Annotated in this window: 19 protein-coding genes and 1 pseudogene; 10 read left to right on the top strand and 10 right to left on the bottom strand. The window is 35.8% G+C overall.

Going from position 1 to position 17,252, the window contains the following annotated elements; genetic code table 11:
* Nucleotides 1-381 precede the first annotated feature (381 nt).
* Nucleotides 382-843, bottom strand: coding sequence for a hypothetical protein (locus ACVWXS_RS24600; RefSeq protein ID WP_456960523.1), 462 nt, complete (start codon nucleotides 841-843; stop codon nucleotides 382-384).
* A gap of 848 nt (nucleotides 844-1,691) precedes the next feature.
* Here ACVWXS_RS24600 and ACVWXS_RS24595 point away from each other — a divergent pair.
* Both ACVWXS_RS24595 and ACVWXS_RS24590 read left to right on the top strand, forming a co-directional pair.
* Nucleotides 1,692-2,678 carry a BMP family lipoprotein gene (locus ACVWXS_RS24595; protein WP_068982905.1) on the top strand — a complete coding sequence of 329 codons (987 nt, stop codon included), beginning with the start codon at nucleotides 1,692-1,694 and terminating at the stop codon, nucleotides 2,676-2,678.
* Nucleotides 2,675-4,336 (top strand): methyl-accepting chemotaxis protein, encoded by a 1,662-nt coding sequence (locus ACVWXS_RS24590; protein ID WP_456960522.1) that lies wholly within the window; start codon nucleotides 2,675-2,677, stop codon nucleotides 4,334-4,336. The genes ACVWXS_RS24595 and ACVWXS_RS24590 overlap by 4 nt, the downstream gene beginning before the upstream one ends.
* Nucleotides 4,337-4,554: 218 nt before the next feature.
* On the opposite strand, the gene ACVWXS_RS24585 is transcribed toward ACVWXS_RS24590, so the two are convergent.
* Nucleotides 4,555-4,854 carry a response regulator gene (locus tag ACVWXS_RS24585; protein WP_456960521.1) on the bottom strand — a complete coding sequence of 100 codons (300 nt, stop codon included), beginning with the start codon at nucleotides 4,852-4,854 and terminating at the stop codon, nucleotides 4,555-4,557.
* Between the two features lie 716 nt (nucleotides 4,855-5,570).
* Here ACVWXS_RS24585 and ACVWXS_RS24580 point away from each other — a divergent pair.
* Entirely contained in the window at nucleotides 5,571-5,717 is a 147-nt protein-coding gene (locus ACVWXS_RS24580) for a YrzI family small protein (RefSeq protein ID WP_368635128.1), read from the top strand.
* A gap of 612 nt (nucleotides 5,718-6,329) precedes the next feature.
* Here the strand turns inward: ACVWXS_RS24580 and ACVWXS_RS24575 are convergent.
* Both ACVWXS_RS24575 and ACVWXS_RS24570 read right to left on the bottom strand, forming a co-directional pair.
* Complete coding sequence (locus ACVWXS_RS24575) at nucleotides 6,330-6,839, bottom strand: DinB family protein (RefSeq protein ID WP_456960520.1); 510 nt, start codon at nucleotides 6,837-6,839, stop codon at nucleotides 6,330-6,332.
* Between the two features lie 394 nt (nucleotides 6,840-7,233).
* Nucleotides 7,234-7,398, bottom strand: a pseudogene (locus tag ACVWXS_RS24570) (LLM class flavin-dependent oxidoreductase); the annotation flags it as partial.
* Here ACVWXS_RS24570 and ACVWXS_RS24565 point away from each other — a divergent pair.
* From ACVWXS_RS24565 to ACVWXS_RS24540, 6 genes are all read left to right on the top strand, one after another.
* Nucleotides 7,362-7,634, top strand: a complete 273-nt coding sequence (locus ACVWXS_RS24565; RefSeq protein ID WP_456960519.1) for a hypothetical protein — start codon at nucleotides 7,362-7,364, stop codon at nucleotides 7,632-7,634. The pseudogene ACVWXS_RS24570 and the gene ACVWXS_RS24565 overlap by 37 nt on opposite strands.
* A 156-nt stretch (nucleotides 7,635-7,790) precedes the next feature.
* Nucleotides 7,791-8,765, top strand: a complete 975-nt coding sequence (locus ACVWXS_RS24560) for an ABC transporter substrate-binding protein (RefSeq protein WP_423472588.1) — start codon at nucleotides 7,791-7,793, stop codon at nucleotides 8,763-8,765.
* 59 nt (nucleotides 8,766-8,824) lie between these two features.
* Complete coding sequence (locus ACVWXS_RS24555; protein ID WP_427420003.1) at nucleotides 8,825-9,829, top strand: FecCD family ABC transporter permease; 1,005 nt, start codon at nucleotides 8,825-8,827, stop codon at nucleotides 9,827-9,829.
* Entirely contained in the window at nucleotides 9,826-10,860 is a 1,035-nt protein-coding gene (locus ACVWXS_RS24550; RefSeq protein WP_456960518.1) for a FecCD family ABC transporter permease, read from the top strand. The genes ACVWXS_RS24555 and ACVWXS_RS24550 overlap by 4 nt, the downstream gene beginning before the upstream one ends.
* A gap of 11 nt (nucleotides 10,861-10,871) precedes the next feature.
* Entirely contained in the window at nucleotides 10,872-11,666 is a 795-nt protein-coding gene (locus ACVWXS_RS24545; RefSeq protein WP_374963101.1) for an ABC transporter ATP-binding protein, read from the top strand.
* Nucleotides 11,663-12,316 (top strand): IucA/IucC family C-terminal-domain containing protein, encoded by a 654-nt coding sequence (locus ACVWXS_RS24540; RefSeq protein ID WP_456960517.1) that lies wholly within the window; start codon nucleotides 11,663-11,665, stop codon nucleotides 12,314-12,316. Before ACVWXS_RS24545 ends, ACVWXS_RS24540 begins: the two co-directional genes overlap by 4 nt.
* 146 nt (nucleotides 12,317-12,462) lie before the next feature.
* Here the strand turns inward: ACVWXS_RS24540 and ACVWXS_RS24535 are convergent, their stop codons facing one another.
* From ACVWXS_RS24535 to ACVWXS_RS24520, 4 genes are read right to left on the bottom strand one after another with little or no spacing between them, the layout of a single operon-like run.
* Nucleotides 12,463-12,876, bottom strand: coding sequence for a DUF350 domain-containing protein (locus ACVWXS_RS24535; RefSeq protein WP_427420000.1), 414 nt, complete (start codon nucleotides 12,874-12,876; stop codon nucleotides 12,463-12,465).
* 42 nt (nucleotides 12,877-12,918) lie between these two features.
* Nucleotides 12,919-14,184 (bottom strand): glutathionylspermidine synthase family protein, encoded by a 1,266-nt coding sequence (locus ACVWXS_RS24530; RefSeq protein ID WP_456960516.1) that lies wholly within the window; start codon nucleotides 14,182-14,184, stop codon nucleotides 12,919-12,921.
* Between the two features lie 2 nt (nucleotides 14,185-14,186).
* On the bottom strand, nucleotides 14,187-14,495 hold the full coding sequence (locus ACVWXS_RS24525) for a hypothetical protein (protein ID WP_456960515.1): 309 nt from the start codon (nucleotides 14,493-14,495) through the stop codon (nucleotides 14,187-14,189).
* A 16-nt stretch (nucleotides 14,496-14,511) separates the two neighbouring features.
* Nucleotides 14,512-14,973, bottom strand: a complete 462-nt coding sequence (locus ACVWXS_RS24520; protein ID WP_456960514.1) for a hypothetical protein — start codon at nucleotides 14,971-14,973, stop codon at nucleotides 14,512-14,514.
* A 129-nt stretch (nucleotides 14,974-15,102) separates the two neighbouring features.
* On the opposite strand from ACVWXS_RS24520, the gene ACVWXS_RS24515 reads away from it, so the two are divergent.
* Nucleotides 15,103-15,315, top strand: coding sequence for a hypothetical protein (locus tag ACVWXS_RS24515; protein WP_456960513.1), 213 nt, complete (start codon nucleotides 15,103-15,105; stop codon nucleotides 15,313-15,315).
* 415 nt (nucleotides 15,316-15,730) lie between these two features.
* Here the strand turns inward: ACVWXS_RS24515 and ACVWXS_RS24510 are convergent, their stop codons facing one another.
* Both ACVWXS_RS24510 and ACVWXS_RS24505 read right to left on the bottom strand, forming a co-directional pair.
* Complete coding sequence (locus ACVWXS_RS24510; RefSeq protein WP_374963111.1) at nucleotides 15,731-16,699, bottom strand: MBL fold metallo-hydrolase; 969 nt, start codon at nucleotides 16,697-16,699, stop codon at nucleotides 15,731-15,733.
* 20 nt (nucleotides 16,700-16,719) lie between these two features.
* A complete protein-coding gene (locus ACVWXS_RS24505) occupies nucleotides 16,720-17,097 on the bottom strand; it encodes an enoyl-CoA hydratase (RefSeq protein ID WP_456960512.1) in 378 nt (125 codons plus the stop codon).
* Nucleotides 17,098-17,252 lie beyond the last annotated feature (155 nt).

Below are 17,252 nucleotides of genomic sequence, written 5' to 3'. Positions count from 1 at the left end.
TCCCCAAGGAGTCGCCCAGTCTCCACTCCAATCAACTTATATACAAGGCATACGTCTTAACAAATGTCACCCACAACTTTTGGTGATGAGCCAAAACTCTCAAATTTTGTGAATACTTGGAAATTAAATTTTCATTTAGTTGCAATTCTACTATTAAAGCAAAATAAAATCGAAGAACGCTATATTGAGTCAATGATACACTCCATTGAACTAACCGAACTGTAAATAGCATTGATTTTATCATCAATGCCCTTAGCGAAAATTTATTTTTTCAACATTTTAAAACCACAATCACGGTAGAAAGCCCTTGATAATTCTTATTAGAATCATCGAGGGCTAAAAAACTCATTATTAATTTTCTTATTGTTAACCATCTAACATTCATTTAAATTCATTACTTCTTTCATTAATATCACGTCCTGACATTAGATTTAATATCTGTAAACCATCACTTTTCATGCCACTATTAAATTTAAACGGAACTAAAGAGACAATTCCAATTAAGTACGAAAAGATAATATATCCTCTATATAAGTCTGCCCATTCAGTATTACCAAATATCCAAATCAAGGTCGCCGACAATATATTAATTAATGGACCCCCTAAATATAGTAGAATCATTTTTTGAGTAGTTATTTTATTTTTAAACTCAAAATAAATCCGCCCTGAAAACCATTCTCTTTTACTTATTTTGAATTTCTTATATTCAAGTAATGAGTCACCCTCGCCAAATCCGATATAAATAATTTTTCCACCGAATATCTTTACAAAAATTGCATGACCAATTTCGTGAATAATAGTAACAATTGGATAATAAATAACAAAACATGAAACATTGACCACTATATAATTAATATTAACCTCTCCCCCCTTGCTTGTATTTCAGATTAATATAAATAAACTTCTTATATTTACAACACCATATATTACGGTAATGGTCTAAGTAATTTGATTCTTCAACATAGTTAACAGATAATTGATAGTATCATTTACTTAGAATTTATTTGCTATTAGACTAATGCGGAAAACAACAATTTTGAACCACTCGCTTTTTATTAGCAGCTAAGATTATGGATTTCATTTCCTTTTGAATCCATGACCGCTAGCAATCGATATAATGACCGTAACAATACTTGTTTTTATTTATAGTGGTTATTAACATCCTATGCTAATTTTCAAAACAACAAAAATCAGAATTTGTTGTTATTTCATATAATTCTGATAATTTATCAAATTTATGTTTAAATTCGGCTATGTAAAGCAGAATAAAATCGAAATTTTATTAAAATAATTTGCTTTGGTTTAATTCATTACTATAAAACTGTGGGCCTCGCTAAGAATTTGCGAGGCTTTTTTAATATGCCAATAGTACTTATATAGCGATACCCCCTACTTTTCCCACTATATAAATAGAGAAAATTCATTGCATAACAGACTAAATACTTAGTAATTTAGAAATATTCAGGACAATTTGAACCCTTTTTCCTGTAGTAAAATGTAAAAAATCTGATAGTATTTAATGGTAAAATGAATAATTTACTTACTTTATTGGTATTATAGATTTTTATTTTTTTATTGTAAATCTGTAGATTGTACAAGTTTACTAGTTGAATTCAAAAAATATCGTCTGACATCAGACAAAATAACACTTATTACCGATATGCATGATACAACAACTGGGGGTACTACTATTGAAAAAATTAATGATTGGCTTTTGTTTGATAGCTTTGTTATTAACTGGCTGCTCAACGGCTCAGACAGAAAAATCGAAAGAAGAATATAAAATAGGGATCCTGCTTTCAGATGCTGGTCTTGGTGATGAGTCGTTTAATGACTCCGCTTTTAAAGGGCTTGAGAAAGCACGTGATGAGCTAGGTATTTTGTTTGATTATAAAGAGGCACCTGATGGCAATTACGAAGAGAAGCTTGAAGAACTTGTCTCAGAAAATTATAACGTCATTATTGGTCTTGGCTTCTCTGTACAGGAAGCATTGGAAAAGACAGCAAAACAACATCCAGATCAACAATTCATCCTTATCGATGCGCAATCAGAAGTTGAAAATATCATTTCAATAACATTTAAAGAGCAGGAAGGAAGCTTTTTGCTTGGAATGGTTGCTGCAATGACGAGTAAAACTGGAAAAATAGGATTTATTGGTGGTGCAGATGTTCCGGTTATCCATCACTTTGAAAACGGCTTTATTGAGGGAGCTAAATATTATAATCCAAATATCGAAATTATTAGTGAATATGCCGGCTCATTTGATGATACCGAGGCAGGTGCCGCAATCGCAGAACGTTACATAAAGAACAAAGTAGATTTTATTTATCATGCAGCGGGATTCACAGGCTTTGGCGCCATTAAAAAGGCTGAAGAAATGGGTGTTTATGCAGCGGGTGTAGATATAGATCAATTTTACATTGCAGAAAAAACTGTCGTAACTTCTATGTTAAAAAATGTCGACCAAGCTGTTTTTAACATGTGTAAAACATTAGTTGAGGAAGGGCAAATTTCCGAAAAATCATTTTCATTCGGTCTAGCTGATAATGGAGTCGGACTTGCAGATATCCGTATTATCAAATTAACATCTGAACAGCAGGCTGCCATTGAACAAGCCGAAGAAGATATTGTCTCAGGTAAAATAAAAGTTACCGCAGAAAAGGAGAATAGCCAGTGACGTTACGAAAAAGATTATTTATGAACATCCTTATTCCAATTGCGCTTGCAATGGCTATGATTGGCTTTATTATCGTTCAAACATCTGATATTCAAACAACTGCACAAGATGATACAGCACTTTTGCTTGCAGTAAAAGAACTTGAACAAAGTTTAGTTGTAACAAGTCTATCATTAAACAATTACACTTATTTAGACAGTGAGGCCAATAAAAATGAAGCTCTGGCAAATTTGAAAGTAACAGATGCGAATTTAAAAGCACTTTCTTCTGTTGCCAAGGTACCTGAACATAAGGCCATTATCAAAAAAATCGAAGGTAAATACATAGAACTAGCAAAAGCTACAGAGACAGGTTTTCTTGCGAACAACCGTCCTGAAATAAAAAAACAAGCAATAAGAATTTCTGGCATTCTAAATGATATGCATTTACTGAAAAAAGAAACAAATGAATGGTATAAAGAAATAAATCAAAAGACTGAGCAAAAAATTACTTTTATTACCACGACTACAATCGTAGGAAGTATTCTATTACTTATAGTTACATCCATTTTTTCATATGTTGTAGCGAAAAGAATTACAAATCCGATTAATCAAATTGTGGATTGTGCACAATTAGTGGCCGCAGGGAATCTAACAATAGATACATCTTCCCTATCCTATAAGCAGGGCAGTCGAAATGAAGTTGATCAACTGACTGAGAACTTTTCCATAATGATTGACAATCTAAAAAGCACAGTACATTCCATTGACGATGTAGCTAAAAATGTTAGCCTATTTACAAAAGATGTGACGAGCTATATTGAAACCGTTAATGCCGGAAGTAAACAAATTGCTTCATCAACGGACGAATTGGCGAAAGGAAGCCTAACAATTTCAGAAGATATCCAATCAACGGCTATCCTTATGAATACGATGACAGATCAATTTACTACTGTTCAACAGACAAGCGAACAATCGGCGGCAAACAGTAAACTGGCACTTGCTGCTGTTCAAAATGGCCGTAGTTCCTTAGAAAAGCAATCCTCCATCGCGAAGGATATTTCATCCACATCAATTAACATTAAAGAGGCTGTTACTCAATTTTCTCAATTTACAACAGAAATTGAAGGCGCAGCTAATGTAGTTCACACGATTGCTGAACAAACAAATCTTTTGGCATTAAATGCTGCAATCGAGGCTGCACGTGCTGGAGAAGCCGGAAAAGGATTTGCCATTGTGGCACAAGAAGTCAAGAAACTGTCATTTGAAACAGAAAAAGCAACTACTCTCATCTCTTCTATGGTTACCCATATAGAAGATGGCATTATGCTTATTCTTTCTACTGCTGAGCATGGACATCAGCTTTCTAACGAACAATTACAATCGATGACCGATACAGAAAAGTCATTTGAGGCGATTGTAGCCCATGTTTTAGACATTAATGATCAGTTACAGCACCTTACTAAAGATATGGTGCAAACAACTGCAATGAGTCAGCAAATGAACAGTACAATTGAAAACATTTCAGCAATTACCGAAGAAACAGCAGCTGGCACAGAAGAAATATCCGCCTCTACTCAAGAACAGCTACTGTCATTCGAGAAAATTAGTAAAAAGGTTTCTGACCTTCAAGAAATGACAAATACATTGTCTGTAGAGCTTAAAAAATTCACATTATAAAGTAAAATAATCATCATTAGTTTCTTTGAAAAATCCCGAATAGCGGACACTTAAAAAGTGGTCTATTCGGGATTTTTCTTTTGTGAAATTGGTTATCAGTATACTATCGCTCGATTATTTATACTTTCTATTATCTTGCCCTTTTGCTTGCTCAATCATCTTTTGAATTTGTTCTTGTGTAAGTTGTAAAGATTGTTTTAGCGTCTGTGTCCTCTTGCTTATTGAAGCGCAATGATGACTGCTGGGATTAAGCTAGCTTCAGAAACCGGTTCAACTAGATAACCCCTTATATTATCTTGCTTAGACTTTTCTACAAATTCTTTTTGGCTATATGCAGTAATCAACAACACTGGGATATCCAGCTGACGACCAATCACCCCACTTGCTTTTAAACCATTGATTTTTGGCATTTCAATATCCATTAATACAAGATCTGGTTTTAGCTTAAAAGCGGGTTCAATCGCTCGATCTCCATCTCCTCCTTCTCCGACAATCTCATAACCATGATTCCGAAGCATCATTTTCAAGTCCATTCTGATAATCGTTTATCTTCAGCAATCCGAATCCGTTTTTTCATAAAACATCCCAACCTTTCTAGACAGAAAAAATATATCTTAAGTTGCTTGAATAAAACGCTACACGAATTAGGCAGTAACGATAAAGAATAAACCCTTATCATTACTGCCTTTTAAATTCAACACCTTACAAATAAAAAAGCCGTTACAAAAGCTCTTAGCAGAATTTTACTTTTGTGACAGCTTCAGTTACTATATATTACTTATTGTTTGTTTCCGCTGAATTAGTATTATGTTTTTTGGCTTTAAGTCTTCTATATCTTCTATTTGCTACTCCGAAAAAATCAGGTAACTAACAATGTAAAGCAGCAAAGAGTTTTTCTAGTCATTAACACAATAAGTAAAACTTAGTAAAAGATGTTTACAAACAACTTAAAGATGGATATACTTATAAAGTAAACAAAAAATTCTTAAGGAGGTCGAATGAAATGATCGTTATCGTTAAATTGATGTCATTGGTAGTTACAACTTCATTAAAAATGAAAATCACACATTCGACCAGATCGGAATGGATCGCTTAAGGTTTTTTTTGTAATTAAGCAGACCCATACCGCAGGGAGAAGTGTGCCCCTGCGGTATTTTTGTGCCTTTTTTCACCGTAGGGGAGTCTCTCTACGGTTTTTTTCATTTTTCATGGTAATTTAAGGAGGTGATAATAAATGATATTAAACATTTTTGCTCTCACGATAACTATTACAAAACGTGAGATCTCTCTTGAGGAAGCACTTCATAATGAAAATGTGAAAAAAATCTTTGAAGAGAACCGAAGAAAAGTAGAAAATTATATTCGTATTCGTCAATATTAATTTTGTTAACTAAAAAACATGAAAGGTGGGAATTGAGATGATTTATATGATCAAAAGACGTTATGCAGTTTTATGGGTGGAGAAAGACACAACCACCAGATGAAGTAATATAAAGTGACAATATAGCTATTTAATTTTATAATCTCAGTAAAGTTAACCCGTTCTAATCTAGGACGGGTTGCTTCAGGAGGTATTTTGCACTTTTTTAAGCGATATTTTACACATACTACTTGATGTAGTTTAAGAAAATGCGGAATTACAATGTTAGGGAAATTCTAATTCTAAATAGCGTAATTCCTCGATATTAAAATTGAATTTGGCAATTTTTAACTTAATTTCATTATTCTGCCCCATTAGCCATCCATGTAGCGCAATAAACAGCACTTCACCACAGAAAATGAAAGATGATTAAGTTCTTTCATGGGAGTGACATAAGGATTTTTAAACAACATTATTATTTTTAATGACTTTATTGTAAATTAAACATTATTATCTCTGTACAGTAGCGTCAGGAAAATGCGGATTTACAACGTAAAGGAAGTTTCAATATTAAAAAACCTAATTTCTCAGCATTAAATGAGAAATTAGGTTTTTTAATTTATAGAGAAAGACTTATAAGTATTTATCACTAATCACGTTCAAATGGTGTAACTCGTGCCCGACAATGCCATATGCAAAGGTACCTATCGAAACTGGGCTGTTCATTACAGTTCCATTACGATCCCATACTGCATCATCAATGGTTGAAATAAGACTTAACGTGTTGGAGCGTACCGTGTCTAAACCAGCTAGTAGCTGCTCCCAGGATAATTTGTTGAAGTTTGCCGCAGAAACGTATTGATTCTGATCCATTGCTGGGAGTGGCGCACTTTCATTTCGTGCAATGGCAAGCATTCGATACGACATCACACGTTCCACGTCGGTCATATGCCCAATTACTTCTTTTAAAGTCCATTTCCCTGGTGCGTACGCCTTCCTTGCTGACTCCTCTGATATGCTGCTCAAGAAGGTAATGGTCTTAGTTCGTTGCTTACTAAGTATTTCTTCAATATCTCCATCTGGCACAAGACTAACATACCTAGCATACTCTGGATTTTCAATAAATAATGGTCGTGGACGCACAAGAATCCTCCTCATCGGGAATAGTTAATTATGATTCTAGACTAATATTCAACAGTCAAGAAGATATTTCCTTTATTTGATATTTAATTTCATTACCGCAAAATAATTGCAAATCAAACAACTTTATTACCTCTGTACAACTGATTTATGCAGTTAATATAATACACATAATAATGGACTAATTCACTTTTTATTCACACTAACCCGCTCCGTTCGTTTAGTTTAGGTGCAGTCCTTCAGTTGCTGAATGAAGTTAAAAATAACAAAAGGACAAAGCGTGTTTATCCGTAACACCTGGATCTTTTCATACCCTTTGCTCCTATTAGTTGTTTCAATTGGTAATTATGCATCTAATCCTAAGTGTGAACGAAATGTGCACCCCTCATAATCAGCTCGGAATAACATCGCTAAAGCATAAATCTAAAGATTTTGCAGGACCACCTGGCACAGCGATAAAGCCATCCCATGCTTCCTTATCATAAAAAGTTACAATCTGATTCACAATATCTTGTGGTGTACTAATTGCTACAAGATGTGCAGAGCCAATTACTTCTGAGCGTCCGCCGAAGCTTTAGATCCACAGATGTTTTCTGTGCGGAGCGGCAGCGGCAACAGGGTTTTATCTGCGCGAAAGCGGAGCGGCAGCGGCAACAGGGTTTTATCTGCGCGAAAGCGGCAGATGTTTTTTGTGCGAAAGCGCAGTGCCAACGTAGCGACAGCAACAGGGTTTTATCTGCGCGAAAGCGGAGCGGCAGCGGCAGATGTTTTTTGTGCGAAAGCGCAGTGTCAACGTAGCGACAGCAACAACAACACGAAGTTAAATAAAGAGTGGTCCAAAGTAAAACAAATTAAAATAATCAAAATTAAAAATTTTTCTTGTTTTTGTATTTTTTATATAATACAATTCTAACTGAGATTGAAAATCATTATTAATTACAAGGAGTAGAAAAGATGAATAAAAAGCATTTTCTTTTATTCTTCACAATATTTGCAGCGCTATTTGTATTAGCTGCATGTGGAGATAAAGCATCAGACAACAAAGAAAAAGAGACTTCGGAGAAAAAAACCGAAGAACAGTCAACAACACGAGAAATTAAACATGCTCTTGGTACAACGACAATTGAAGGTACACCAAAACGTGTTGTCACACTTTATCAAGGTGCAACAGATACAATTTTAGAATTCGGTGTTACACCAGTTGGAGTAGTAGAATCTTGGGCTCAAGCACCAATGTATAATTACATAAAAGATGACTTAAAGGATACAAAGTTTGTTGGTCAAGAAACACAACCAAATTTAGAGGAAATTGCAGCGTTAAAACCAGATTTAATTATTGCAACTCAAATTCGTCATGAAGAAATTTATGATCAGTTATCACAAATTGCGCCAACTGTTGTAAATACTACTATTTATGATTTCAAAGAGACAGCTACAATAATTGGTCAAGCGTTAGGTCAAGAAGAACAAGCAAAATCATTGATTGGAGATTGGGAGGCACGCGTGGCAGACTTTAAAACTAAAGTAGCCTCTACTGAGAACTGGCCATTAAGTGCAGCTGTCTTAAACTACCGTGAAGACCACGCTCGTATTTATGTGACAGGCTTTGCTGGTTCTATTTTAAATGAATTAGGCTTTAAAGGTCCGAAAGATTTACAAGGTGAGAATTTAGAAATTGTAAAATTAACAGATAAAGAAGGTATTCCACAAATGAACGCCGATGTTATCTTCCAATTCATGGAGGATAATGCAGCTGTGAAAAAGACACATGAAGAATGGACAGCACATCCTTTATACAAAAACTTAGATGCTGTGAAAAATAATCAAGTGTATACAGTTGATGAGATTATTTGGAATTTTGGTGGTGGCTTACAAGCGGCTAACCTAATGTTAGATAATCTATATGAGCATTTTGAACTTGAAAAATAGGATGAAACAAAGGGAACGCAATTCGCTTCCCTTTTTTCTGTGAAAGAAGAGGATACATAATGTTACAAGCAACTCTCTCAAGAACACTTGGATTGATTGTACTTCTAGGGATCGTAATCGTTTTGTTTTTCTCTAGCCTTGCATTTGGACAAACAACCATCCCATTCTCCACAACATGGGAAGCGATTACGAATTATAACCCGGATAATACAGATCATATGATTATTGGTACGTCACGTTTAACAAGGGCTATTATCGCTTTAGTAATCGGTATGAATTTAGCGATTGCCGGTATATTTGTCCAAACGTTAACACGTAATCCGTTAGCAGCACCGGACTTAGTTGGAGTCAATTCAGGCGCTATTTTTTTTATCGTACTTGCTATTACTTGGTTTGATGTCCAGTCGTTAATGCACTATATGTGGTTTGCATTTTTAGGGGCTACTGTTGCCGGTGTACTTGTATTTTTCTTAAGTAGTATAGGAAGAGACGGTATGACACCTATAAAAGTAATCTTAGCTGGTACTGCTTTATCCGCATTATTTATATCCTTAACACAAGGTCTACTAGTCATAGATGAGCAATCCATTCAAACAGTCCTTTTTTGGATGTCAGGTTCTGTTGCTGGAAGAGATTTGGATATGTTATTGCCAGTATTACCTTACATCCTTTTAGCCTTAATAATTAGCTTATTTATAGGAAAAGCAATGAACATTTTTAGTTCCGGTGATGATGTTGCGAAAAGTCTAGGGCAAAATGTAGGTTTACTTAAAGTGGTGATGGGCGTTCTCATAATTATTCTAGCAGGTGGCTCTGTTGCAATTGTCGGATCTGTAGGATTTATAGGACTCATTGTACCTCATATGGCAAAAGGTCTTGTTGGTATGGATTATCGTTGGATGATACCATATGGGGCACTTCTAGGAGCAGCACTACTTTTAGCAGCCGATGTAGTGGCACGCTTTATCATTGCTCCTCAAGAAGTACCTATTGGTGTAATGACAGCCTTAATCGGTGGACCGTTCTTTATTTACTTAGCTAGAAAAGGAGTGTCTAAACAATGAAACATTGGACATTTCGACTATCGAATGGAAAAGTATCTTTTCAACTGTCGCTAAGATGGTTACTCATCATGTTCGTGTGCTTTTTGGTTGTCGGAACTTTATTTGTTTTAAGCCTTTCAATAGGGAGTAACTGGATTCCCATTGTGGACGTATTTTTAGAATTGACAGGATACATTGACCAACATAGTTACGTAGTAGAGACGCTGCGATTACCACGAGTATTATTAGCGATGTTAGTAGGTGCTTCATTAGGTATAGCAGGTCTTATTTTGCAAAATCTAGTACGTAATCCATTAGCTTCACCAGATATTATTGGTATCACTAGTGGTGCTTCATTAGGTGCTGTATTATTTATTATTTTTGGGACTGGCATAGTCAGTATGAAGTTCTTACCGCTTGCTGCGATTGTCGGAGGTATTTGTGCAGCAATGCTAATTTACATCATCTCTTGGAATAACGGAGTTACCCCTATTCGACTTGTATTAATTGGTATTGGTATATCTGCTATTTTAAAAGCGAGCATTACATTCTTTCTTGTCTTAAGTGAAACAGCTACTACAACAAAGGCTTACATATGGTTAACAGGTAGTTTATATGGAGCAAATATGAGCGATGTGTTGGCGATGAGTCTATGGCTTCTGATCCCTTTACCCGTCCTATTAATCTGGGGAAGAAGTTTAAATGTAGCAGAGTTAGGTGATGATATTTCTACTAGTATGGGGATCAATGTACAAAGGCAACGCTTTTTATTTTTAATGTGTAGTGTAGTATTTGCGGGGACAGCAGCAGCATTTGCAGGTGGTATTGAATTTGTTGGACTCATGGCACCTCATATTGCAAGACGGTTAGTTGGTAAATCCTTTATTGGGCTTGTTCCTGTAACAGCACTTGTTGGGGCATTTATTGTTATGTCAGCAGATTTAATAGCACGATCATTGTTTTTACCACTTGATATTCCAGCAGGCGTATTCACTGCTGCAATAGGAGCTCCCTTCTTTATTTATTTATTATTTCAAAATCGGCATCGATAGGAGGATGAAACATGCTTGGATTACAGACGAAAAATTTATCATTACAATACGGTGACTATTCAGTGATTCAAGATTTGAGCTTTCAGATTCCGGCAGGGAAAATTACTGTTCTTGTCGGTGCGAATGGAAGCGGTAAATCAACACTTTTACGATCACTTGCTCGTTTATTGAAGCCACAGACAGGCGATGTATTAATAGATGAACAAAAGTTGCAATCTTTATCTTCTAAAGAAATAGCACAACAATTAGCGATATTACCTCAAGGTCCCCTAGCACCTGAAGGTATCACAGTACAACAATTAGTCAAACAAGGGCGTTATCCTCACCAACGATGGTTTCAACAGTGGTCAGAAAAGGATGAAGATCTGGTGGAAAGAGCAATAGCCGCCACACAGCTCCAACTACATAAGGACCGTGCAGTTGATTCGTTATCTGGGGGACAACGCCAGCGCGCATGGATTGCCATGACACTCGCACAAGAAACACCCATTTTGTTATTAGATGAACCAACTACTTATTTGGATATGACTCATCAAATTGAAGTATTAGATTTTTTGTTTGAATTAAATCGCTCTGAACAACGAACAATTGTTATGGTTTTGCATGATTTGAATCTCGCTTGTCGCTATGCAGACCATTTAGTTGCCATTCATCACCAAACAGTGGCTGTACAAGGCCCTCCAGAGAATATTGTCACAGTAGAAATGGTTCAAGAAGTATTTGGTATGGAAGTAGCAGTATCGGAGGATCCTTTCTTTGGAACTCCATTATGTATCCCGAAAGGAAAAGGAAGGTATATAAAATGAATTTAGAGCCTTATGGCGTGGAAAAGCACCCCTCACCTCAAGGTATTCCTTTACATCAATTATTAAATAAGGATACTTTACTACCAATCATTAAACAGTATGGAAATCATTTGAATACTCCTTCCTTAGCTGTAGCAGGTTCTCTATTTTTAAAACGTTATGCTGTTTTAGTAGCAGCTTCGAGTCTGGATTATTATGGACTACAAAAGAAAAAAATGGATTGGTGGTCTACAGCTCGACTTGATGTAACATCATATAAATTGCTAATTGAAGAAAATCCAACAGCACTTTTTGATGACTGTTGGAAAAATCGCATTTTCGCTCAACATTTAACACCAATGATTACCATCATCAGCGAAGAATGTAAAATTTCCTTAAAGATCCTATGGGAAAATATCGCTGTAAGGCTACTTGCAACTCTTCGTAAAAATGAAGAATCATATACTTTAAATGAATTAAATGAACATTTTAATGAACTTACATGTGCTGAAACTAGTTGGATAGGTATGGAACAAAATCCTTTGCAAACTTTTCTTCAGCGAAAAGAGACATGGAGTGAAGTACCAGTTCGAAAAACATGTTGCCGATACTATCAAGTAAATACAAAAGCGGATATTCCATATTGTAAGAACTGTCCATTGAGGACATAATAAACCTATGTTTTCCTAATCAACACGCTAGATCATGTGCTATTGTAGAGTTTTTACTATGGACAGATCACATAAAGAGAGAGCATGTTTTTTCACTTAACATGCTCTCTCTAATGTTTTATTATAATTCTCTCAAATATACTTTATTAATATGACAAACTTCCTGCAATAATTAATCCTACCGTAATGCCCACTGCAAATAAGCTGAATCCTACTGCAGTATTTCCTTCTTCCACTTTTTTCTCCAAGCTTGTTTTGGGTGTTAACACGTATTCAATAATCAAATACACAACTACTTGTGTGACAATTCCGATTAACCCCCAAATAATAGCATCCAGTATATGAACACTTGAAGACCATACTGTATATAATGTGATGCCTAATCCAATCACTTTTCCCCATAGCTTTAATGCAACAGCCATATTGCCTTCTTTAATTAAGTTCCACTCTGAAAATTTTGTTGTAAAAGCAAATGCAACAATACCAATCAAAATGAGAATAAATCCGGTTCCTGTATATAATAAAAAATTTAAAAAACTATCTGCTGAGAAAAATCCCATTCCATACACTCTCCTTTTATATCAGAAAATTCTTACCATTTTCTAATAGCCTATTGGTAAAAAATAAGATCCGTTATCTGTAATTTGTCCCCCTGCGCGAATGCCAATTGCACTTGCCTGACCATTAATATAAAAGCTACCATACATATAATGCGCTCGTTTGGGTCCTTGTTCTGTTTGAATAATCGTTTGTGGTAGCTCGATAAACTGTTGATAAACAGAAAGTTCATCTTTATATGTTTTATGAAAATCTTCCGCAATTTTTTTACCTGTATTTGAAAAAATTTCGACAGTGTCTCCTTCACGACCAAATGTAGGCTTTTTCACAAAACTTTGTCCCTGTTGTAAAAAAACATCTGAATCTAGGTAGGTTGGTAAAAAGTATTTATGTATTGCGTTATGTTCTTGAGGCGTATAAAAAGAATGTTGCTCCTCATGAAGCCCCCATATAAGCGCCATTATTGCCTTGGATTGTAGTAAAAAAGCAGAAGGAGGATTCACAACGGCTAGTTGTTGTTGTTCCACTAGTTTCATTAACGATTGACCTACTTTGTCTTTCGTTATAGGATCTACATCATGTATTAAATGTTCAATAGGATACGTTTGTCGATATAAAACATCGATTTTTTCTCCGTGTATATCATATAGACCTTGTGCTATAACAACTTCTTCACTTTTTAAAATCGGCTCATCTACAAGTTGTAATTGATGAAAGTCCATATACTGACTTTTTAATCCCATGAGTTCCTTTAAATACATGGTTGTCAGTTTATCCTCTTCATGTTCCGAATGGGCTGCAAAAACAATATTGTTAGCTCCAGATCTTCCCATCGAACGAAGCGACGACGTTACAGCTTTCAACATTGCTTGTTTTAACTGATCTTCGCATCCGTCGTTTGGATTTTTCAGCTCAAACTGTTCACACACTTTTCCATTCACAAAAAAGGTTTCTTTTATAAATGTAGGTGTATCTGCGTTTATTTCCAGCAATTTCACTTGTTCATCCGTCACTACTAAATCTAAACGAGCGATGACACTTTCTACCGGGAGTGTTTGCAAACGGATGAAAGAGTGCGTTTCAGTTGGAAATCCAAGACGCAACAACGTCTCATCATCTAGCATCCGCAACAAAGGAGCCGATTTATAAAAAATATGGCCAATCTGTTCGGTCGCCTGGCGAATCTTATTGATCGTTTCAGCACTTTCTCTCTTAATATCAAATAGAGCATATTCCATACCATATATATCATGCCAAAAATCTTTTATCTGGCTAAAAAATTGTTGTCGATTCTCACGAAATCGGTTCATCTTTACCCTCCAAAGCCGCCTTTTGAACCACTACCTATCCCTGATTTGTAATTCGTTTTATAAGTTTTATAGTCAGCACTTGTTTGTAATGAATTTTTTGTTCCGTAATATTTCCCACCATAGTAGTAGCTACCTGCATGAGTGGAATGATGATCATCACAATAATACGTACCCGTTTCATCATCCCAATCCCAATCATCGCAATCTGTTCCAGTTGGCTCTGCATATCCCCTTTCTTCCCCACAAGCAGTTAACGTTAACAAAGCCGCAGCTGCCAATGCTCCTGTCATCATTTTCTTAGTCTTATTCATGCTAAAAATTCCCTCCCTATGTGATAAGCGTATATCCTGTTGGCTTAACATATAAAACATACACACCTTGGTCTTCATCAATTTCAGCTGAGTCCCGCTCCCACTCCTTGCCTTCGATATATGTATATACGCTGCCAATAATGCTTAAAATATCTAAATGATTGGTCATATATTCAAATGTAATAAGCGGATAATTTTTATAGGCATTTAATTCACGAATTTCAAGTTTAATCCCTTCATGTACGTGTTCTGGCATTTCAATTGGTGTTTCTTCGTATAATTGTACATAAATAACGAAGAGCTCACCCTCAATCGCAGAAGACAGCTGTTTATAGGTCTTCCCTTCTTTAATAAAAAATTCACATTCTCTTCTTGTTAAAATTTGTGGTAAATCAATATTAGTATAGTAATAGATTGGTTCAAACTTGTCTTTATCTTTTTGCAAACGATATTCTAACATTACACCTTCAAATTGCATAACACACTTCCCTCTATAATTACTGATGTTTCTTCGAACTGCCATTACAAAATTGACTACTGTATTTTGGATCATCACCAAAAGTAGTGGATGACATTTGTTTAGATTTATGCCTTATATATAAGTTGATTGGAGTGGAGGCTGGGCGACTCCTTGGGGATCAGCGTCACAGATGAGACCCTGGAGCGAGCAACGCGAGTGAAGCGGCTCATCGGACGCCCCCAGGAAAGCGCCCAGTCGGAACGGAAATCAACCACACGTTTTGGTGATGAGCCGTATTTTTATATTTATGGTAGATTTTCTTATCCATTGGCTTTTAATTTTTTATACGACTGTGAATGATAAATAGTTTCATATTTTTCAACTAAACCCCACCTTTAACTACTGGCCAATGAATTTAGAGTTTAATTGAGCGATAAAAGGATTTTTTTCTATTTTCGCTGATACATTCTAGTTTTTAACTGATTATAGCGTAGGCTACTCGAGTGCTCCTGTCGCAAAGCGAAGCGTCAGCGACAAATGTTTTATCTGTGCGAAAGCGAAGCGTCAGCAACAAAGCGAGTAGCCCGTAGCGGAAATCAGAGCTTTCTAATTAATCGTGGTGGATAAAAATGGTTTATCAACACACCTGTTATATTATTATAATAAAACAGTAAATTAAAAAAGATGTAATATTCACGAGTAAACTCCCTTTCAAGTTTATCTCTTTGAATGATTACATCTATTTCTTAAAACATTATCGTACAAAATTGCAAATTTATTTAATCCAATTATTTGGTTTCCAATCGTTTGCTATCCATTGTGGATCTGGCTCTTCATATGGTGCTGACGCCATTAATTTGTCTTGTGCCCATATCGCAGCTTTTGAGCGAATCATTTCATCAAGCAATGGTTGCACGAATTCCTTTGGCTCAGTGTGAAAAGCGTGAACAGCAAAATCGTAAAACCACCCACAGCTGAGTAAATAAGGCGCAATATCTTGCTTCGTTAATCCATTTTTCAACATTAGCGTAAAGGAAAAAATTCGTTTACATGCATGCCAAGCCATTTTTTCTGGTGACTCCATCCATTTTTCAATGCGTTCTCTTGCTTTATCAATCATTACTAATGGGTCGTCGATCGCACGCCCATGACCAGGATATGCTTTTTTTATCGAAAGTTTAGCGAGTCGCTCTAGACTTTCATAAGAGCGTCCTAAACTGTTTGCACCTTCTCGAAAAATATTTAACCATCCAACATCATTGTGATGAAATAAATCGCCACAAATTAAAATCTGCTGTTTTGGCTCGTATAAAGAAATATGTCCTAATGTATGTCCTGGTGTATGTAAAACTTGTAAAACACTATGACCCGTATGAATCTCTTCTTCATCTACAAGTAACTGTTGCACAACATATTGTTCCACTGGTTGATCTAAATAGTGGGCACTACAAGTTTCGAAATCACAACGATTAACCATTTTTCCTTCCCAAAGATGTGCTGCAATCGGTAGGTTATATTGCCGCTGAAAATAATGATTTCCTCCAACGTGATCGCTATGATAGTGAGTGTTAATAATGCCATTTAACTGTTTTGGTGATATCCCTGCTTCGATTAAAAGTTTCTCAGTTCGAACTATATCGCTACCAAATCCGGTATCAATTAAAAATGATTGATTATCTTGAATAACAATACTATTGGCACTCGGAAATGGACGCTCAAAAAATAGGATTTCTGCAGTTTTCATATGGTAAACTCCTTTAAATGTTATAGAATAATACCTGAAAAGCTTCCCTTTAACACTTCTTTTTCAAGTTGATTTGTACACGTAAATGTTGCAGTAATTGCCGTACGATTTTCTCCATCCGGTTCATACTGTTCAATTATTACTTCACAACGAATCGTGTCATCACTAAAAACTGGACGTAAAAATTCGTAATCCATTTTACGCGCTAACACGTTATGATCACCTCCAACTTTCGTTGGAAGCGTTGCTGTTAAAAGCCCATGTACGACAAACCGACCCTGTTCGTCTGGTGTGATATGATGAACCCCTTCATCTTTTGATACCCTCGTAAATAATTCAACATCCTCTGTTGTAAACTTACGCTCAAATGTAATTTTTTCTCCCACTTGTAATGCCATCTATGTCCCCCCTGTAAAAAAAAAAAAAAAAAAAAAAAAAAAAAAAAAAAAAAAAAAAACCGAGTAGGAGGGAGTGATTAACTCCCGACCTCTCACACCACCGTACGTACGGTTCCGTATACGGCGGTTCAATTAAGATGAATAACGCAAAGTTT

This window comes from Lysinibacillus sp. TE18511 (assembly GCF_054062295.1).
The sequence above is the reverse complement of the archived record's forward strand: the minus strand, read 5'-3'. Positions and strand labels throughout refer to the sequence as shown.